Raw genomic sequence first — 16477 nt, 5'->3', positions numbered from 1 at the left:
ATCCGCCAGCCCATCCGCGGTCGCCGCAGCAGCCTCAGGCAACTCCTGCTCCACCGTCTCTACCAAGTCCGTCATGCCCTGTGATCCTTCCGTGAGGAGGGCTTACACAGACCATTTGACACGCCCTTTGCGGCCGGTTCGTTCTCCACCGGCCAGGCGCAGATCGGCGTGCACTCGCGGTGCGCCGTAGCAGCTGCGGGACTGCGCGTGGATGTCGCGGATCTTGTCCGCCAAGTGCGCATCGGCTTCATCACGCGCCGACGCCGGCCGGTCCCGCCAGTCGTAGTACCCGGACGTCGATACATCAAGCGTCTCGCAGGCCACCGCGACGGCAATGCCGTCTGCGGCCAGTTCGTGGACCAGCGAGAACATCATTTTGGGAGGATGTTCTCCCGCGCGAAATAGGCGCTCGCGCGTTTGAGGATCTCCACCTCCTGCTCCAATCGCTTCTTATCGCGGCGCAACTGGGCCAGCTCGGCCCGTTCGCTGGTGCTCAGGCCCTCCCTTCTGCCGGCGTCGACATCATCGATGCTCATCCACCTGCGCAAACCGGACTCGGAGATCCCGAGGTCCTTCGCGACCTGCGCGACGGACGCACCGTCCTCCCGGGCCAATTTCACCGCCCGGCGACGGAACTCCTCAGGCTTAGCTTTCGGCATGACACGAACTCCTCTCCTGCAGCAAGAACGCTACAGATCAGGTGTCCGGAGAACCGGGTCAAGCTCCGTTCTCCTTGCGGATCTCAATGCACCGCGTAAACAGCGGCACACCGTCCGCCGGATCCGACCAACGCCAGGTACACCCAATTCCATGATCAGCAGTGACGACTTCTACGACGGAGTGACCGTCCTTCCACCCTGGGTCGAAGCCTGGTTCGCGCAGCAGCGCGCGGCGCACCGCGCGACTCGAGGCGAACACCCCGCGCCTGGCGGGGACTTGGACTTGTGGGAGCTTCCCGACGACTGCGAGTAGACAACGCCGAGTCCATCTCGCCCCAAGTCCATCGTCCTAGGCACTACAGATAACTCTGTAACGAACAATGCTGCGGCAGAACATCACACCTACCGAGACAGTCTGAGACACCAACTGTTCCGGTACAGATAAACAGTTCGGCCCGCTCCCCTGCCACATCGGGGGAGCGGGCCGGGTTTCGTTCTAGACCTGGTTAAGCAGGTACGGGGTGATCCACTGGCTGAACAGCCCTTCCCCGGACATCCGGAGCAGTCCAGCGGACCACTCGACGTCGAGGACCTCGTCGATACGGTGGGTCGCCCGCTGGAAGTAGGCGGCCATCGCCGGGCTCAGCGGCACCGACGCCGGCGCGTCCGCCCGCACGTGCGGGGTGAGGATGCGCTGGAGGTTGCCCAGGTCCGTGTAGACGAGGTTGCAGAGCAGTTGATCGCGATCGTCACGAGGAAGATCCCGGCGGCGGGTGAGCGACAGCGCCTGAGTCCGGTCGTCTTCAGCCTTGAACACCAGTTCGCATGGCGCGCTGCGCACGACGTTGGGGCGGTGGGCGTCGATGAAGAGGAAGTCGTTGCCGGCGGCGACGGAGAAGACGTACTTGCCGTAGGCGAAGAGGGTCAGTTCGCGGGTCGCGGCGCCGACGGTCAGGCGCATGGTTACCGCGAGCCGCGGCGCCAAGAACGGGTCGACGTCCTCATCACGGAGGGTGACGAATTCCGCGCTGCCCGCGCGGATTCCGCGGTCGATCAGGACTTGGTTCATGGCGCGCTCCTGAGAGTCGTTGCGTGGCGGCGATTCCCGCTGCACACCATTGTATCGACTGGGGAGGCCTCGACGCGGACCAGTTTTCGGGCGCTGGTACAGGGTGCGGTCAGAGCCCGTTGCGCTTGAGGATGCTCTGCGCGAGCCGCGGCTGCGCGTCGCCGCGGAGCAGCTCTTCGACGGCGGCCGCGAGGACCAGGTCGACGTCGCTGTCGCGCCCTGGTGAGGCAAACATGTTGGTCAGGCGCACGAAGGCGTTGCGCCAGGGCCGGCCGGGGATCGGCGGGCGGGCAGCGTTGTCGAGCCGGTACGTGTGCGCGATGTCCACGAGGAAGAAGTACCGCATGTCCACCTGGAAGTCGGTGGCGCTGTCGACGGGGAACGCTTGGAGGACCTGGTCGACGAGGTTGATCAGTTCAGAGTGTTTGAGCAGCTCGACGATGTAGGCCTCGATGCGGGGGTCGCCGGCCTCGAGTGCCGGGCGGGCGCGCAACGCCTGTGTGAGCTTCGAATCGAATTCGGTCATGACCGGCGCCTCTCGTTCGGTGCGGGGGCCAGGTGAAGGCCCGGTGGGTCAGGGGATCTGCTCGAGTTCCGGGCCGCGCGGGCGCTGGTTGCGAATGATCGTTGCCGCTTGCCAGTCCTTGCGGGCGCGGCGCACCTGCAAGACCACGAGGAAGATGCTGGCCGCGGCAACCATGCCGCGGACGATCACGTGCTGAGGCATGACGGTGAGAGCGAACACGACGTTCGCCGCCCAGATTACGGCGAGGGCGCCGTTGATCGCCCAGTGGTCGAGGATCCACCGTTTGGGTGTGGCTACCTTGGTCATGGTCTCCATGCTCCCCTATCGCACTGACAAGTTCACTCCTGGACGCGGTAGTCGCGTCCAAGGGCACCGTCGTCGGCGTCGGCGAAGATGTGGGCGAGGAGCTGGTAGGCGTCTCCGCCGTCGAGCACGTCCAGGTCGATGACGGCGACGACGGGTTCTCCGCCGGTGCGGGCCGCAGTGCGGTCGAAGGCGGTCTCGGCCGCAGTCGCGGCACTCGAGGCGGGCACGTCGAGGTAGCTGCCGCCGCGGTAGATCGCTCGGTAGGTCTGCACGGTGGGGTCTCCTTGCTGGTTGTTGGCGGCGCTGGCGGTCACCAGAGCATCCCCTGCTGTCCGGGGAGGGCGGGGTGGTCGCCGTTGATCAGGGCGCACGTGAGGGCATGCGCCGTGGCGGTGTCGGGCGCTGCCCGCAGCTCCTCGCCGGCGGCTGGCGGGAGCTGCTCGGCCCACACCTGGAGTCGCTTGAACGACACCTGGCACTCGAACAGCAACTCGCCGTGCCGCCACTGCTGAATATGCCGGCCTTCGGGGGTGTGGGAGAACCGTTCGTCGTCGCACCACTCCGGGCAGTCGGTCAGGACGTCGGGGAGGAACTCGTGGCGGGTGACGGTGATCTTGCCGCGGGGCTCATGGGTGCTGTAGGCCCAGCCGTGGCCTCCTCCGCCGGCCCAGCTCGTGCGCAGGTGGGCGATCCCGGTGACAGGGTCCCTGATGACCTGTGCGACGTGGCTCCACGTGTGCGCTAGGGCGGTCTTCTCGTCGTCGGTCAGCACTACGGGCTTGACGGCCATGATCACTCCCCCTGCGCCGCGATGGCCGCGGGGAAGTCGTAGAGGACGCCGCCGGTGCCGATCTGATCGAGCCGTGAGGTGACGCCGGCGGCGGCGAGCAGTCGATGCACCTGGTCGTGGCTGCCGAAGGTCGTGCGGCGGTTCGCGTAGGCGTACTGGGTCTCGATCTGCTCCCCCAGCTGGGCGATGGTCAGGGTTCGACCGGCGTCGAGCGCGAGCAACACGGCGGCGGTATCGCGGGTGATCTTACTAGCAGGCATACCTCAATTCTAGACCCTCTAGAATCAAAAATCTAGAGGGTCTAGAATTAGGTGTTCTTGCCGCGCTTGAGCTGGGAAAGCCGGGAGACCGACAGGCCGGTCTCTTCCGAGAGTTCGGCCAGGTTGGCGCGTTCCTCGTCGCCCGGGTCGGTAGCGCGGACGACAGCCTCGCGTAGCCCCTTGGTGGCGTTTGCCATGACGACAAGGGCCTCGTCGTGGGCACGCTTCGCGTCCTTCACCGCCGCGATCTTCTCCGCCTTCTTCACCGGCACCATTCTAGACACTCTATAGCTCTGACTGTTGGGGTAGGTGAGTTCAGCAGAGCAACCAGCAGCGCGGCGGGCGTGAGCTGGTGGCAGTCGTCGCCGCGGGCTTCTTCGACGTGGTGCTCGCCGACGCTGAGGAGGATGTCGTCTTACTGGCCGAGGCGCTCGTCGACGGTCTCGTCGTGGTCTTCGGCGAGGCCGGCGTGGACGTGGTGGTAGTCGTGTGGGCAGGCGGCGAGACGATGATGATCGGCGGAAGGGGGATCTGGACGTTGACCGGCGGCGGGGCGGGTGGCGTCGGGGCCGTGGAGGTCACGGTGACGGTTGCCGTGCTCGTCGGTGCGGGAATCCCCTCCGGAGCGACGACAGGAGGCTCTACGGCGGTAAGGGTGGGCGGCAGAACGGCGGCCGACGGTGCCGGCACCTGGGCGCTCGATGACGAACTGTTCGCGATCGGCGAGGCACCGCCGCTTCCCACGACGCGCCCTGGATTCGCGCCGGTGACGGTGGATTCATCTGCCACTGGGCGTTGTTCTGCGGATTCGCCGCACCCAGCAAGAGTCACGGCCACGATGACGATGCCGAGCGCGGCCATGGATCGTGCAGCACGAGGTATCTGGAAGTTTCTCATTTGCGCTGTCCTTCTTTGCTTTTAGCCGTTCACTACGCGGCACAAGCGGGGGTTCATTTGTGTCAGGTCGTGCCAGGGGTTCGACAACGACGGTTCGGTTTAGTGGCGTCGGCGTGCGCCTGGCGTAAGCGCGACTGCGTACGTTGTCGCGGCCCTGATTCGGACGAGCATGTTGCGCTCCTCGTACCTGTTCATGAGCGATGAGCGATCCAGAGCCCGCTGAGCAGGCTCCCGAACAACATCACGAGCAGCAGCGGCGGTCCGACGGCCTGAGCAATAGCGATCATGTAGCCCTCCTTCGTTATCCGGGACCGAGCCTACAATTCGACCCCACGAAAGAGAATGGTGTCCACGAGCGCCTGTTGTACAGCCGGGTGCCGGAATGGACCCGACATGCCGAGAACGCGATAGTGGTAGTCACCAGCTGCGGCGCCGCTATCCGATCGCGGCAGATAGCTGTTTGGACTCCCTGGCGGAAGCTGCGACAGAACTACCGCTCCGGGCCACCTGGCCTGAACAGTCTGCATGAACTCGTCGCCGCCGAACGTTGCACCTTGACCGCCCGATCCAACGACCAGCACGACGAATGAGTCCACAGCTTCCCGGGCCGTAACGTCCCACACCTGGATGCGGGCTTTGGTGGGCAAGGCGCCCACCTTGAACTCCGCTATGTCTTCAATCTTCAATGCTGTCATTCTGCTGTCTCGCTTTCGGTTTCGCGAATTCGATCTCAGGACGGGGTGTGGCGCAAGCGGCTTGTGTGGCGCATCGCCTCGTAGACGGCCTCTTGGGCGAGCGTCAGGGCGCGATCGGTGTCGCTCAGGCCCGCCCGGGCCGCTCGCATCGCCGCGGATGCTGTCGTCGCGTCCCCTAGCTCGTCGACCTCAAGCTTGTTCGGATCGAGCCGCGCGAACTCGTGCTTGATCTCGGTCAGTCGGCGACGGGTTCCCTGTAGGACGTCGAGCAGGTCCACAACCTCGTCGTGCAGATCTACAGCAGTTTTCCCCATGTTCGCATCCGTTCCTTGTGGGTCTGACAGCGTTCGATTAGTGGACGTTGCCGAACAGGTTGACCTCGATCGGCGTAGCAAGCCCGTTCCGGTCCACGCGTTGCGCATCGTCGATGTGCACGTAGTAGGGCACCGGGTTGGGGAGGGCATCGGTCTGCGGGTCGACGTCCGTGACTGCGAACAGGGTGCCGCCGGCTGGTACTCCCTTCCACTGCTGTACCGCCTGCTCGCGAACTCTTACGCAGATCGGATCGTCGCAGTAGGGATCGCAGGCAAGATAGTTCAGGTTGACCAGCGTCCATAGCCGGTCGGTGTACACGCCGATCAGGTACTGGGTTGAGGTCCCATGGAGTCGATAGATAGGGGCCGGTGAGAGGAAGCTGCACGAACCCCCTTGTGACCATTTGGCGTTTCGGTCGAAACCGGGAATGTAGACATCGCCGTACTCGACCAGGTGCTCAATTCGATCGAGAACGGGCGTGGGGATCAGATCGGGTTTCACTCTCTCACTCCTTCCTTCAGATGTTCGATTTGCGGACGCCGGATCACTCATCGTCAGACACCGCCGCGTGCCGTCGGGCGGTCAGCTCACCAAGCAACTGCTCCGCCATCGGTGCCTGCTCAGCCGGGCTCAGATGCGGGTACCTGATTCGGATGGCAGCGTCAGCGTCGGCACGGTCAGCCTCCCACCGCAGTGCCTCGATAACGTCCGCTTCAGGGGTCTTCGCCTCCACCTCGCCGATCAGTGCGTGCAGCACGTCAGCGGCGTAGCGAAACGATGCAGAGTTCGGTTTCCAAGGGTCCTTCGAGGGCTCCTGTGTGTCGTACATAAGGCCCTCGATCGCTCGGAGCAAGTGCAGGTCTTCGCTTGTCAGATCACTCATCGGGCAACTCCTTCGGTGGCGGCTACTGGTCGTTGTCGGGGTCGACGAGGCGGCTGGTCTCCCGATCTCGAGGGCGTTTGTCGACCCGCAGTGGGAGCAGGATGCTGCCGATGGTGGAGCGCAGCTCGTGCAAGCTCCTCGTCATCTCGGGGTCGTACGCGATCGGATCGGCCGCCCGCATCCCGTAACGGCCGTCGTCGAGCAGTTCCCACAGGATCGAGCGCCGGTCATCGAAGATGTACTCCGGCAACGCATCGAGTTCGGCGTCGGTCAGCGCACTCGGTGAGGGCGCCATCGAACCCTCGTCAGGATCAGCTTTGGTGCTGGGCATGTTTCCTCCAACCTATTCCGGTGCCTCGGTGAGATGGATACCGCCGCGAGTGTCGCCCCCATAGCGGCCGCACCTGCATAGAGTCGAGTCTCCCTTGGCCACCCTCACTGTGTGTGGGCGATCCATCCAGGCGTACGCCGCCGCCTCTGCGCGTCGACGCTCTCGGGTCTGCTCACTCCTGGTCATGGCTCCTCAGCTCTTCGATTCGTGGACTATTCCGCCGCGGCGAAGATGCGGACCGGCTGGTCACTCATCACGCCGAAGTCGCCGGCGCTGCCGTTGTCGTGGTACTCGAGCACCACGACGTCCGGCCCGTCGGTTCGGACGGCCGTGACGGTCAGGAACCGCAGGGCGGCGACCGGGTCGTCCTCGCCGAGCGCGTTGAGCGGCGACAGGATCGGCGCGGCGGCGGGCCACTGCGCGAAGATCTCCCGCGCGTCGATGACGTGCCCGGGCCTGACCGCGCCTGCGGGGATGGTGTCGGTTGCGGTGAACGTGAGCACGAGCGCTCTCCTTAGCTTCGGTTACCGGACCGCGGTGACCAGCTCGATGGAGCAGGTCGGGCAGCCGTAGCAGTCGTCGACAAGGGACAAACGGAGGTCGGCGGCCTGAACCCACCAGTCCCACGATTCACCGGGAATCTGCGCGTCCGAGCCCATATCGCCGTCGGCCCCGAGCAGTACCAGTTCGTGCCGGTAGTTGTCGGCGCCGGTTCCTCCCCACACCTTGCCGAGGCGTTCCGCGACTCGGATGAGAGTCTCGATCGGCTTCGCACCGAAGCCTTCCAGCTTCGCTTCGTACCAGCCAATCGGACAGTGATGCTCGCACACGCGAACGAATCCCAGCTTAGCGACGGACTCATCCACCTGAATCTGTTCCATGCAGCAGCCTCCCTTTCGGTTTCTGGACGCCGGATCAGCGCACGATCTCGTAACCGAGCTGCGCGAGCAAGGCGGCGTGAGTCGCAGCGGGGTGCCCGATTCCTGCACTCGGAACAGGCGCGCCGTGTCGCGGACCACATCTGCGTGGGCATCGACTTCCCGCGGGTGCCGACCGGATCGATCCTGCCGATTGTGACCACCTTGACGCCGGCGTGCGGCGGGTCGAGCAGGTAGCACGCGGCCCCGGGCGCGAGCGGGAAGCCGTCCCGGCCGCGGGGTGCCAGCCAGGTGCGCTGTCTTCCGATCACTCATCTCGGTCTCCCTCGTTTGACGGACGGTGGCTCTGGGGCCTCCGAGGGCCTATCCCACAGGGCGGGGAGAGAGGTCGGCAGCAACTCAGGCGAACCTCGGCAGGCCCCGCAACCACCATCCTTTCGATCATCAGGCAGTCGTTGATGGTTTTGCGGCGGGTTCGTGCGCAATGAGCGCGGCGACGGCCGCCTTACGTGTGTCGAACGTGAGCAGCTGGCCGCGCTCGCCCTTCATCGGCCGGGCCGAGTGCACCCACCAGTGCCGTCCAGTAGACGCGGTCCCGCTTGTTGCGCGTCTGCCACGTGCTGTGTTGGACGACCTGGCCCAGGTACAGGTCGGCGTCGGTGTCCGCGACGTGGTAGCCCTTGCGCGACTCGGTGAACTTGATCTTCATGACTGACTCCTCTCCGCAGTTCTGTAAATCACTTTACGCCGCTTGCTGTTGCGTGTCAACCGCTTTACACTTCTGGGTGTGGATCAACACGCCGAAGCACACCTCAACCAGCTCCGCAGTCTGCGGCGCGAGCACCAACACGCCGCCGACGCGGTCCGCGATCAGATCTACGCGGTGATCCGCAGACTGCCATTCACCACCGACAAGGCCGCGGTCGAACGCGCCTCCGGCGTCAGCCGCCCAACCATCTACCGACTCCTTGAGGAAGGGCACCACCACGTGAACAGCGAGCCGAACCTGCTCACCGACGCCGCCTCGGTCCGCGAGTACATCGCGCGCCTGAAGGCATCCCGCGCCAACCCCGAGGACATCGTCGACGAGTTCGTCACCGAGGCCGAGTACACCATCGGCAACCGCCGCACCGACGGTGCGGATTGGGAGTGGCCCGACCTCGACGACTCGCTCGACGCCGCGAACACCTGGCGGCAGTCCCGCACGGACGCCGATTTCGACGTGCTGCTGGACCTTCTGAGCACCGAAGCGTCCCGAATTGAGGCGGACGTCCAGGGCGCCATCGACAGCCAGTAGGTGAGCCCTATGGCCGATGTACGCGGCGATCACGCTCACGCTCAATCGTCGCGTACATCGCTGCTCGCTTAAGCGGGTACAGCTCCATCAACTGCGCGACGGTGTACTTCCCTGACTCGTAGTCGTCGTAGAGCCGCTTCTGCTGCAAGGCAGTCAGCGTCGACGGTCGTCCTGGGATGCGGCCCTGCCGCCTTGCCTCGGCCAAGCCCTCGCGGGTTCTCGCTCGAATCAGGTCCGACTCAAACTCGGCGAACGCCGCCAGCATCGCGAAGAACAGCTTCCCGGCGGGGTCGAGCGGGTTGTACGTGGTGCCGCCCCACGAGAGCTTCACGCCCTTCTCTGTGAGTTCACTCGCGATGTTGTGCAGGTCGAGGATCGACCGCCCAAGGCGATCGAGCTTCGTCACGATCAACGTATCGCCCTCACGCACTACCTCCAGGGCCGTCTTCAAGCCGGGCCGATTGGTGTTGCGTCCAGTGAACCCGGAATCGGTGTAGATCCGCTCCGGCGCGACGCCAGCCTTGCGCAGCTCGTGCTCCTGGGCGCGGAGGTCTTGGCCGCGCGTCGAGCACCGCGCGTAGCCGATCAACATGCCGTCCATGGCCCCGCCGATCCGGTGCCTCGGCAAAGGCACCTTTGCCGGAATCTTGTTTCCAGACAATGAAACCAGAATCGTCACCAGGGGCATTGTGCTACGGCGAGATTCGTTGTGGCGTCTGGTTCAACGGGGGCGTCTATCGGCCGAGGCCGTCTCGGCCTCGGCCGGGGAGACCGGGGTCTGGACGGTAGGGTCGCGCGTCCGGCGGCGGGAGCACTCGGCTGGCGGCCGGGCGGGGCCGGAACGAGGCGGAGGTGGCGTCGATGACGCGCCGCAGGGCGCGCATCTGGTCGTCGGTCATCATTCGGGCGCCGTCCTGGGCTCGAGGGGAGACCAGTCCCACCTTCGTCCGGATTGTGTTCAGCAGCGCGGCGTCCGTGTGGTTGTTGGTGTGGGTGATCGCACCGCGTCGGTATGCAGCGGCCACCAGGTCCGGCAGGTACAGCAGCGGTTCCTCCGACGGCTGCGCCTGGACCAGCTGTAGGTTCCGGTGGCCGATCTTCGTGGCGCGGATCCGCTTGACGATCTGCTCGTCGAACCGCTGCTGGTTCTGGTACTTGCGCTTGTCGAGCACCATCAGGTTGACCGGATCAGGCGTGGTGGGCAGGACCTGCCTGGACAGCCTGGCGGCGAGCCCGCGGAAGCACTCCTCCCTGGCCTGGCCGCCGTCGTTCCAGCCGCCGGTAGCGTCAGGGGTGACCTTCTGGTGGTGTACCAGGAACGTCACGTTGGGAGTCGCGGCGACGACGCGGAGCATCGCCAGGGTGGCCTTGTGGCCGGCGGAGCCCTGAAGCAGGGCCTCGGTGGTGTGCCAAAGCCGATGCCCGGCGGTCCGATCGAGATCGGTGCGGAGTCGGTCCATGACGTTCCGGGCCACCACCGTGGCCGTCATGATGTAGTACAGCCCCTCGGGCTCACTCGGATCGAGTTGGTAACTCTCATCAAGGAACGCAACCGGGCCGGTGGTGGAGCGGTATCGCTCGCGGAGCCGTTCGGTTACCACGTCCCCGACTTCACTCCCGCCTGGCCCCAAATATAGAGCAACCCCCGACTTCCGCAGAATACCCGGGGGCCAGATCAGCTGGACCTGGTGTTGGTCGGGCCGATGCCTTGCTCACAATCGAGAATACTCAAACGGCGAAATCGTGTCAAATCCCCTTGTCGTGCAACGTCATCGTTCGGTCCCGCCTGGCGGGCCGCCCCGTGCGTCGACCTGGATCGTTTCCCGGGGCTTTCGTACTGCTCTGATCGCGTTCACTATCCGATCGTCGAGTTCAGGGCTCACACGGACGTCTGGGTCGAATCGGCCGGCTTCGGCGGCGAGCAGGGCGTCAAGGGCGCGGGCATGCAGGGCGTCATCTCTCACATGAATTGGACGCACCAGGTCGCCGTTTGGTTCCGGTCAGTCTGTGGTGACGTAGTCGAGGAGCTGGAGGAGGTCCTCGTTGAGCTGTCCGGCGCGGGCGTCGACGGTGTCGAGCACATCGTCAACGTCGGCAAGGGCGCTCCGCGCTGCGCGGCGTGCGGCGATGCCGCGATCGTAGGTCCGCGGGTCGAGCGGCGCGGGCGTGGGGTACTCGGGGGGCCCTGGTTCAAGCTCGGGGGTGGGGCGCGGCGCGAGGTGTCGGTGTGCGGGGGCGCCGCCGGCCAGGTGTGCGCGGAGCAGGGCGCCGATCGCGGGGGCGCTGAGCGCTGCGGTGGTGTCGAGCGGTGGGCTGCCCCAGCCGTCGAGAGGTGTGAAGATCGGCGCCTCGTCGGGCAGGGCCGGCACAGCGGGGGTGGGTGCGCCGCGGAGGGCAGTCGCGGTGGCGCTCGCGCTCGGGACGTGGTGCTGGAGGGCGCGCAGGCGTAGCCACTCCTCGAGGACGGCCGTGGGCGAGACGCCCGCGGTGACGAGCGCGTTCGCGGTGCTGAGCTGCTCGCGGCATGTGGTGATGTGGAGCTGGTCGACCGCGCCGGCGGCGTAGACCTGCCCGGCGGTGAGCCGGCTCAGTGCCGTCGGACCGATCCCGGTCGTGGCGAGCACCAGGAGCAGCGCGTCGCGTCGGGCGAAGAGCGCGGCGGGCCAGCCCTCCGGGAGGTGTGTCGCGACGTCGGCCGCGAGGTCGACGAGGTGGTGCCGGCGGGCGGTACGCGCGGTGTCGATCGCTTCGCGCACCGTCTCGGCGATGCCGGGCGGACGGTGGCCGGCGCGACGGTGCGCGCCGTTGATCACGGCGACCCGGCGGCGCTGCGTGCGGGTCGCCGCGGGGTTGGCGGCGATGAACCGGGCCAGCACGGCAGGCGGTGCGGGCAGCACGGGCTCGCCGACGGCCGCGCACCAGTCGGCCCAGAGCGTCCAGGTGGCGCGGTCGCGCGCCCCGAAGCCGTCGACCGTTGTCATAGGCCGAGTTTCGTGACGGAATTGCTTACAAGGGGCGCATTTTCGCGACGGTAGCGCAGCACGGTGGAGACGGTGGTGTGCCCGGTCTGGGACATCACTTCTTCGAAGCTCGCGCCGTTCCGGAGCGCCTGGGTGACGTGCCCGGCGCGGAGGCTGTGCGCGCCGAGCTCCTCGACGACGGTGGGGTCGATGCCGGCGCGCTCGGCGCGGCGCCGCACGATGGCGTGCACGGAGGACGCCGCCAGGGCGTGCTCGCCCACCAGTCCGTTGCGGCGGATCGACCGGAAGAACGGGCGCCGGGCGGCGACCCAGCGGCTGGCGAGCTGGTCGGGGTCGGTGCACACGTGCCCGGCCGTCTCGAGCGAGGGCGCTCCGGTCAGCAGGCGGATCACGCCGCGGCGGCCGTAGCGGTCGCTGACGGCGACGACCTCGGCCCAGCGCACCGCGGCGCAGACCGGGCACCGGCGTGGGTCCTCGGCGCGTGGCGCGGGGTGCAGGTGCCCTGTGCCTTCCTGGTCGGTCTTCGACCGCGTGACGGTGACGTGCAGGCCGTCCGCGCGGTGCAGCGCCACGTCGGCGCCGGTCAGGGCGACCAGCTCGGACCGGCGGATGCTGGTTGCCAGGCCGACGAGCAGCAGGGCGCTGTCGCGCCGTTCGACAGCCGCGTCGGCCCAGCCGAGGACCTGATCGCGGGCCGTGGTGACCAGGTCCATGATGTCGTCGGTGAGCAGCGGGGCGCGCGGTCGGCGGGGCCTCTCCCCCGCGATCGCGTACTCGCGTTTGATGCCGGCGAGGGTCTCGCGCACAAGCTCGTGCCCGGTCGGCAGGTCGGTGATGCCGGCGCGGCGGTGACGGTCGGCGATCGCGCTGACCCACTTGCTCAGGGTGGCCGGCGCGTACGCGCGCTTCCCCGCCTCGGTCACGGTGTCTCGGGCGACGACGAGGTACGCGGCGATCACCTCGGGTCGCGCCGGCAGGGCGGCGTAGCCGTGGCGGGCGCACCAGTTCTCGAACCGGACCCACGCGGCGCGGTACGCCCGGCTGGTGCCGGTCGCTTGTGCGTGCTCGACGACCTCGGCCATGCGCGTGAGGATCTCCGGCGGTAACGCCACCTGGCCGGCGTGCGGGCGGCGCTCGATCGTGGTGTCACGTGACGTGACGTCGCCCGACGGTGCGGTCACCGCGGGCCACCGGCCGGTTCGACCTCGGACCGGGTGAGCCCGGACGCCGGGCAGCGCTCCCGGCCGTGGGGCGCGGGCAGCCGATGATCGGCGTAGACGCGCTCGGTCTCGCCGGGCCACGCCGTGGTGGCCACGCTCGACCCGCACCACGGGCACGGCGCCGCAGCGGCGCTCTGCGACACCTCCCGGGCGCTGACGTGCATGTTCATGCCCTCGAAGGTACCAAATCGGCGTTGACCTGCATAGTGTCCGATTTCGCTGCGGGAATAGAAATTCCCGATTGCTAGCGCATCGGAACAAGTGGTGACTCACCTCGCGCACCCTATAGGGAATTAAGTTCCGGCGAACCTCCGGTTGCTTAAGGGATCGGGTGGTGGTACAGTCGTGCCGCACCAAAAGATACTGCGAACCGACAGAAAGACGAGGGATAAATATGGTTGTAAGGAAGCCTGAGCCGGGCGCGGCGATCGACGAGGTGACCGACTACCTCCTTGCTCTGGCACGGAGCGGACAGTGGAAGGTCGGCACTCGCGGCCCGATCCTGGACGAGCTGAACGCCGAGATCTTCGGCGCGGATGCGGGGCCGCGCCCCGGTCGCGCGGCGTACGCGCCGCTGATCGAGGCGGGCATGGTCGAGGCCCGGAAGGGCGCCGGCGGCGGACACTTCCTCCGCCCCACCGAGGCTGTGCCGCAGGTCAACTTCTCTTCCAAGGTGGACGCCGTGCACGCGGCCGCCAGGGCCGCGGAGGCGTCTGTGGGCGAACTGACGGCGGCAGCAGGCGATCTCGCCAGGCAGCGCCTGTACGTCGTCGAGCTCCAGGACCTGCGCACGCCGGCAGCGAACGGGAAGGGCGGCCCGGCCACGTTCGGGCAGTCGCTGCACCTGAGCCGTCTCGCTGCCGAGAGCTTCGCCGTCGACTACCTCACCCGGCTGGGCGAGGATGAGGAGCGTGCCCGCGCCGCCGCGGCGCTCGCGGGCTTCGCGGCCGCGGACTCGTCCGCGGACTGGGGAATCCGGATCTTCGGGGTCGCCCTCGACGGTACCGTCGTCGACACCTCCCGCCGCGCGGCGATCGCCGGCACCACCTAGACGGTGGTGCTGCTGTAGTAGGCGCACCGCCCCCGGCTGCTCTGTAATAGGCAGGATAGTGCTGTCATTACGCACTAAGATGCACTATCCTGCTTATTATGGAGATCGGATTAGGGTCGGTGCAGGGGCGCGCGGTCGCGGAGGCTTCGACGAGGATCGGCGAGGACCTCGGAACATGGCGGCGTGCCCGCCGGATGACGCAGGCGGACCTCGCCCAGCGCTCGAACGTCTCCGTTCGGACGCTGAGCAAGATCGAGGGCGGCGACATGAGCACCTCCACGGACGGGCTGCTGCGCATCCTCCACTCGCTCGGCCTCCTCGACACGCTCACCACGGCCCTGGACCCCAACGAGTCCGAGCTGGGGATCGCGCTGATCCGCGACGCGCTGCCGAAGCGGGTGCGCCGTGGCTGACCGGCTGGTCCTGGAGGTCGTCGACGATCAGCTTGGGATGCTCGTCGGCGAGCTGACCGCGGCGCGCACGCGCGGCGCCGAGCGATTCACGTTCACCTACGACCGCGCATTCGCGGTGCACCCGAAGGGGTACGACCTCGGGCCGGACCTCCCCCGCACCAGCTTCGCGCCGGCGTTCAGCGATCGCCTGTTCGGCGCCTTCACCGACACCGCGCCGGACCGCTGGGGCAGGACGCTCGTCGCGCGGTCGCTGGAGCGGACGCCGACCGAAGCCGAGTACCTGCTAGCGGTGCACGATCCGCTCCGCCAGGGCGCACTTCGCCTTCGGCAGGGCGACGAGTGGCAGGCCCCCGTCGGAGACATTCCTCGAGTCAGTGATCTGCCGACGCTGCGCGCGCTCGCGAAGCAAACGCAGCAGCTCGATGACCCACACGCCCGGAGCGCCGCGGCGCACCTACTCGACATGGGTACCGGCTCCCTCGGCGGCGCGCACCCGAAGGTGTCGGTGGTCGGCGCTACCGGCCGCCTGTGCTTGGCGAAGCTCTCGACGACGGCAGAACACGCTGCCACGCTCCGCAACGAGTACGCCGCGCTGCGCGTCGCGGCCGCGGTGGGCATCGTGGCGCCCTCCCCCGAGTTGCTCGGCGAGGGCCCGAACACCACGCTCATCGTGCCGCGCTTCGACCGCACCGCCACCGGTGGGCGGATCGGCTTCGCGAGCGCGATGACGCTCCTGGGTCGCCGCGACGGTGACCGGGCGGACTACCTCGATCTGGCCGGGCAGCTCGTCGAGGCCGGGGCGCCGGCAGACGATCAGCGCGCGCTCTGGCAACGCATCGCCCTGGGCGTAGCACTCAACAACACCGACGATCACCTCCGCAACCACGCGGTGATCCGCGCCGGGGATCGCTGGCGCCTCTCCCCCATCTTCGACGTGAACCCGAATCCGGACCGGGCCGAGCGTCACGCCACGTCGCTCGACCGGGAGAACACCACCGCCGGCATGGCGAAGGGACTCCTCGAGGCCGGCGAGCTGATGGGCGTGCCGAGCCGCGAGGGCCGGGCGTTCGTCAAGCAGGTGTACGCCGCCGTGGCCGAGGAGCCCGCCTTCACGCCGCGTGTGCGGGCGGCGCTCAACGAGGTCCGGCAGGAGGTATCAGCCGCGCTCGGCCGGGCCGGGCGGGATCGACCTCGCGGGTGGCCCGGTCGTCGGCAAGGCAGCGACGCGAACATCGCGACCGGCGACGGCCCCAGAAGCTCGCCGGCGCGACACGGCGGCCGCGAAGGGCTCCAGCAACGAGGTTGAGCGACCCTAAGCTTCCACGTCCTGTCAGTGCAGCTCTCTATGCTCGACGACATGGACGATTCGACTGTGCCGCCCGTGGTGTTCGCGGGTGTGAATGTGGAGCAGAGCCCGATCCGCGGCTCCTACCGCGAGGTTTCCCCCAGGTTCACCCGCGAGCCCGGGAACATGTGGGCGCACATCTTCCGCCGCTTCTGCCAGGCGGACGAAGAGCTGGACTGGCAAGAGGCAGGGTTCGTCCGGTGCCGCAAGGCGAACGTCGAGAACGTCGAGACCCTCCTCCGGGAGGCGTGCGCGCAGGCGAACCTCCAATACGCGCGCTATCTCGCCACACTGAATCCCGCCGAGCTGCGCGACATCGTCGAGGTCGAGCGCATCCAACACGCCTCCGGGTCGGACGGCGCGTACGCGCTACCCTTCCCCTCGTTCCGCACCTACTGACCGCCCTACTTCCCATCTTTCCCGCGGGAAAGATTCCCCGCCGGTCGGGCGATGAACCGCGATCTTTCCCGCGGGAAAGACACCGCCGATCAAGCCCTCGCCCTGACGATCTTTCCCGCGGGAAAGATCGCGCCGCGTCGAATCGAAAGCGCCCAGAAACGC

At 67.4% G+C, this 16477-nt stretch carries 28 protein-coding genes; 6 read left to right on the top strand and 22 right to left on the bottom strand.

What is annotated here, in order from left to right:
* Positions 1-102 precede the first annotated feature (102 nt).
* The 9 genes from HF999_RS14330 to HF999_RS14290 all read right to left on the bottom strand — a co-directional run bounded on the left by HF999_RS14330 (position 103) and on the right by HF999_RS14290 (position 3876).
* Positions 103-375: an IS3 family transposase gene (locus HF999_RS14330; RefSeq protein WP_168546536.1), complete on the bottom strand. Its 273-nt coding sequence runs from the start codon at positions 373-375 to the stop codon at positions 103-105.
* Positions 372-659: a transposase gene (locus HF999_RS14325; protein ID WP_168546535.1), complete on the bottom strand. Its 288-nt coding sequence runs from the start codon at positions 657-659 to the stop codon at positions 372-374. Before HF999_RS14325 ends, HF999_RS14330 begins: the two co-directional genes overlap by 4 nt.
* A gap of 496 nt (positions 660-1155) precedes the next feature.
* Positions 1156-1773: a hypothetical protein gene (locus HF999_RS14320; RefSeq protein ID WP_168546534.1), complete on the bottom strand. Its 618-nt coding sequence runs from the start codon at positions 1771-1773 to the stop codon at positions 1156-1158.
* A 64-nt stretch (positions 1774-1837) separates the two neighbouring features.
* Positions 1838-2254: a hypothetical protein gene (locus tag HF999_RS14315; RefSeq protein WP_168546533.1), complete on the bottom strand. Its 417-nt coding sequence runs from the start codon at positions 2252-2254 to the stop codon at positions 1838-1840.
* Positions 2255-2302: 48 nt separating this feature from the next.
* Positions 2303-2560 (bottom strand): hypothetical protein, encoded by a 258-nt coding sequence (locus HF999_RS14310; protein WP_168546532.1) that lies wholly within the window; start codon positions 2558-2560, stop codon positions 2303-2305.
* 32 nt (positions 2561-2592) lie between these two features.
* Entirely contained in the window at positions 2593-2874 is a 282-nt protein-coding gene (locus tag HF999_RS14305) for a hypothetical protein (protein ID WP_168546531.1), read from the bottom strand.
* On the bottom strand, positions 2871-3350 hold the full coding sequence (locus HF999_RS14300) for a hypothetical protein (RefSeq protein ID WP_168546530.1): 480 nt from the start codon (positions 3348-3350) through the stop codon (positions 2871-2873). Before HF999_RS14300 ends, HF999_RS14305 begins: the two co-directional genes overlap by 4 nt.
* A 2-nt stretch (positions 3351-3352) precedes the next feature.
* Positions 3353-3610, bottom strand: coding sequence for a hypothetical protein (locus HF999_RS14295; RefSeq protein WP_168546529.1), 258 nt, complete (start codon positions 3608-3610; stop codon positions 3353-3355).
* 47 nt (positions 3611-3657) lie between these two features.
* Positions 3658-3876 (bottom strand): hypothetical protein, encoded by a 219-nt coding sequence (locus HF999_RS14290; protein WP_168546528.1) that lies wholly within the window; start codon positions 3874-3876, stop codon positions 3658-3660.
* 86 nt (positions 3877-3962) lie between these two features.
* Between HF999_RS14290 and HF999_RS14285 the strand changes: the two genes are divergently transcribed.
* Positions 3963-4532: a hypothetical protein gene (locus tag HF999_RS14285; RefSeq protein WP_168546527.1), complete on the top strand. Its 570-nt coding sequence runs from the start codon at positions 3963-3965 to the stop codon at positions 4530-4532.
* Between the two features lie 292 nt (positions 4533-4824).
* Here the strand turns inward: HF999_RS14285 and HF999_RS14280 are convergent, their stop codons facing one another.
* The 8 genes from HF999_RS14280 to HF999_RS14245 form a co-directional block, all read right to left on the bottom strand.
* Positions 4825-5202, bottom strand: a complete 378-nt coding sequence (locus HF999_RS14280; RefSeq protein WP_168546526.1) for a hypothetical protein — start codon at positions 5200-5202, stop codon at positions 4825-4827.
* A gap of 35 nt (positions 5203-5237) precedes the next feature.
* Positions 5238-5516, bottom strand: coding sequence for a hypothetical protein (locus HF999_RS14275; protein WP_168546525.1), 279 nt, complete (start codon positions 5514-5516; stop codon positions 5238-5240).
* A 37-nt stretch (positions 5517-5553) separates the two neighbouring features.
* Positions 5554-6018: a hypothetical protein gene (locus HF999_RS14270; RefSeq protein WP_168546524.1), complete on the bottom strand. Its 465-nt coding sequence runs from the start codon at positions 6016-6018 to the stop codon at positions 5554-5556.
* 43 nt (positions 6019-6061) lie between these two features.
* Positions 6062-6400: a hypothetical protein gene (locus HF999_RS14265; RefSeq protein WP_168546523.1), complete on the bottom strand. Its 339-nt coding sequence runs from the start codon at positions 6398-6400 to the stop codon at positions 6062-6064.
* A 22-nt stretch (positions 6401-6422) separates the two neighbouring features.
* The gene (locus tag HF999_RS14260; RefSeq protein ID WP_168546522.1) at positions 6423-6695 is read right to left on the bottom strand and encodes a hypothetical protein; all 273 of its coding nucleotides are present in this window, start codon (positions 6693-6695) and stop codon (positions 6423-6425) included.
* Between the two features lie 248 nt (positions 6696-6943).
* Positions 6944-7234 (bottom strand): hypothetical protein, encoded by a 291-nt coding sequence (locus HF999_RS14255; protein ID WP_168546521.1) that lies wholly within the window; start codon positions 7232-7234, stop codon positions 6944-6946.
* 21 nt (positions 7235-7255) lie between these two features.
* Complete coding sequence (locus HF999_RS14250) at positions 7256-7612, bottom strand: hypothetical protein (RefSeq protein ID WP_168546520.1); 357 nt, start codon at positions 7610-7612, stop codon at positions 7256-7258.
* Positions 7613-8114: 502 nt separating this feature from the next.
* Positions 8115-8318, bottom strand: a complete 204-nt coding sequence (locus HF999_RS14245; RefSeq protein WP_168546519.1) for a hypothetical protein — start codon at positions 8316-8318, stop codon at positions 8115-8117.
* Positions 8319-8396: 78 nt separating this feature from the next.
* Here HF999_RS14245 and HF999_RS14240 point away from each other — a divergent pair, with 78 nt between their 5' ends.
* Positions 8397-8906: a hypothetical protein gene (locus HF999_RS14240; protein ID WP_168546518.1), complete on the top strand. Its 510-nt coding sequence runs from the start codon at positions 8397-8399 to the stop codon at positions 8904-8906.
* Positions 8907-8913: 7 nt separating this feature from the next.
* On the opposite strand, the gene HF999_RS14235 is transcribed toward HF999_RS14240, so the two are convergent.
* The 5 genes from HF999_RS14235 to HF999_RS14215 all read right to left on the bottom strand — a co-directional run bounded on the left by HF999_RS14235 (position 8914) and on the right by HF999_RS14215 (position 13277).
* The gene (locus tag HF999_RS14235; RefSeq protein WP_425580078.1) at positions 8914-9585 is read right to left on the bottom strand and encodes a recombinase family protein; all 672 of its coding nucleotides are present in this window, start codon (positions 9583-9585) and stop codon (positions 8914-8916) included.
* A gap of 55 nt (positions 9586-9640) precedes the next feature.
* On the bottom strand, positions 9641-10507 hold the full coding sequence (locus HF999_RS14230; protein ID WP_168546517.1) for a hypothetical protein: 867 nt from the start codon (positions 10505-10507) through the stop codon (positions 9641-9643).
* A 399-nt stretch (positions 10508-10906) separates the two neighbouring features.
* On the bottom strand, positions 10907-11887 hold the full coding sequence (locus tag HF999_RS14225) for a recombinase (RefSeq protein ID WP_168546516.1): 981 nt from the start codon (positions 11885-11887) through the stop codon (positions 10907-10909).
* Positions 11884-13068 carry a site-specific integrase gene (locus HF999_RS14220; protein WP_312854145.1) on the bottom strand — a complete coding sequence of 395 codons (1185 nt, stop codon included), beginning with the start codon at positions 13066-13068 and terminating at the stop codon, positions 11884-11886. Before HF999_RS14220 ends, HF999_RS14225 begins: the two co-directional genes overlap by 4 nt.
* Positions 13065-13277, bottom strand: coding sequence for a hypothetical protein (locus HF999_RS14215; RefSeq protein WP_168546515.1), 213 nt, complete (start codon positions 13275-13277; stop codon positions 13065-13067). The genes HF999_RS14220 and HF999_RS14215 overlap by 4 nt, the downstream gene beginning before the upstream one ends.
* Positions 13278-13501: 224 nt before the next feature.
* On the opposite strand from HF999_RS14215, the gene HF999_RS14210 reads away from it, so the two are divergent.
* The 4 genes from HF999_RS14210 (at position 13502) to HF999_RS14195 (ending at position 16315) form a co-directional block, all read left to right on the top strand.
* Positions 13502-14158 carry a hypothetical protein gene (locus tag HF999_RS14210; RefSeq protein WP_168546514.1) on the top strand — a complete coding sequence of 219 codons (657 nt, stop codon included), beginning with the start codon at positions 13502-13504 and terminating at the stop codon, positions 14156-14158.
* 98 nt (positions 14159-14256) lie between these two features.
* Positions 14257-14571: a helix-turn-helix domain-containing protein gene (locus HF999_RS14205; RefSeq protein WP_168546513.1), complete on the top strand. Its 315-nt coding sequence runs from the start codon at positions 14257-14259 to the stop codon at positions 14569-14571.
* Positions 14564-15877, top strand: coding sequence for a type II toxin-antitoxin system HipA family toxin (locus tag HF999_RS14200; RefSeq protein ID WP_168546512.1), 1314 nt, complete (start codon positions 14564-14566; stop codon positions 15875-15877). The genes HF999_RS14205 and HF999_RS14200 overlap by 8 nt, the downstream gene beginning before the upstream one ends.
* Positions 15878-15928: 51 nt before the next feature.
* Complete coding sequence (locus HF999_RS14195; RefSeq protein ID WP_168546511.1) at positions 15929-16315, top strand: hypothetical protein; 387 nt, start codon at positions 15929-15931, stop codon at positions 16313-16315.
* Positions 16316-16477: the final 162 nt, after the last annotated feature.

This window comes from Tsukamurella spumae (assembly GCF_012396015.1).
Taxonomy (GTDB): Bacteria; Actinomycetota; Actinomycetes; order Mycobacteriales; family Mycobacteriaceae; genus Tsukamurella; species Tsukamurella spumae.
The sequence above is the reverse complement of the archived record's forward strand: the minus strand, read 5'-3'. Positions and strand labels throughout refer to the sequence as shown.

Bases quoted from the DNA above. Each gene is read 5' to 3' on its own strand.
- HF999_RS14330 (WP_168546536.1), bottom strand. From the start codon at position 375: ATGATGTTCTCGCTGGTCCACGAACTGGCCGCAGACGGCATTGCCGTC.
- HF999_RS14325 (WP_168546535.1), bottom strand. From the start codon at position 659: ATGCCGAAAGCTAAGCCTGAGGAGTTCCGTCGCCGGGCGGTGAAATTG.
- HF999_RS14315 (WP_168546533.1), bottom strand. From the start codon at position 2,254: ATGACCGAATTCGATTCGAAGCTCACACAGGCGTTGCGCGCCCGCCCG.
- HF999_RS14310 (WP_168546532.1), bottom strand. From the start codon at position 2,560: ATGACCAAGGTAGCCACACCCAAACGGTGGATCCTCGACCACTGGGCG.
- HF999_RS14300 (WP_168546530.1), bottom strand. From the start codon at position 3,350: ATGGCCGTCAAGCCCGTAGTGCTGACCGACGACGAGAAGACCGCCCTA.
- HF999_RS14295 (WP_168546529.1), bottom strand. From the start codon at position 3,610: ATGCCTGCTAGTAAGATCACCCGCGATACCGCCGCCGTGTTGCTCGCG.
- HF999_RS14280 (WP_168546526.1), bottom strand. From the start codon at position 5,202: ATGACAGCATTGAAGATTGAAGACATAGCGGAGTTCAAGGTGGGCGCC.
- HF999_RS14275 (WP_168546525.1), bottom strand. From the start codon at position 5,516: ATGGGGAAAACTGCTGTAGATCTGCACGACGAGGTTGTGGACCTGCTC.
- HF999_RS14265 (WP_168546523.1), bottom strand. From the start codon at position 6,400: ATGAGTGATCTGACAAGCGAAGACCTGCACTTGCTCCGAGCGATCGAG.
- HF999_RS14260 (WP_168546522.1), bottom strand. From the start codon at position 6,695: ATGGCGCCCTCACCGAGTGCGCTGACCGACGCCGAACTCGATGCGTTG.
- HF999_RS14250 (WP_168546520.1), bottom strand. From the start codon at position 7,612: ATGGAACAGATTCAGGTGGATGAGTCCGTCGCTAAGCTGGGATTCGTT.
- HF999_RS14245 (WP_168546519.1), bottom strand. From the start codon at position 8,318: ATGAAGATCAAGTTCACCGAGTCGCGCAAGGGCTACCACGTCGCGGAC.
- HF999_RS14225 (WP_168546516.1), bottom strand. From the start codon at position 11,887: ATGACAACGGTCGACGGCTTCGGGGCGCGCGACCGCGCCACCTGGACG.
- HF999_RS14215 (WP_168546515.1), bottom strand. From the start codon at position 13,277: ATGAACATGCACGTCAGCGCCCGGGAGGTGTCGCAGAGCGCCGCTGCG.
- HF999_RS14210 (WP_168546514.1), top strand. From the start codon at position 13,502: ATGGTTGTAAGGAAGCCTGAGCCGGGCGCGGCGATCGACGAGGTGACC.
- HF999_RS14205 (WP_168546513.1), top strand. From the start codon at position 14,257: ATGGAGATCGGATTAGGGTCGGTGCAGGGGCGCGCGGTCGCGGAGGCT.
- HF999_RS14195 (WP_168546511.1), top strand. From the start codon at position 15,929: ATGGACGATTCGACTGTGCCGCCCGTGGTGTTCGCGGGTGTGAATGTG.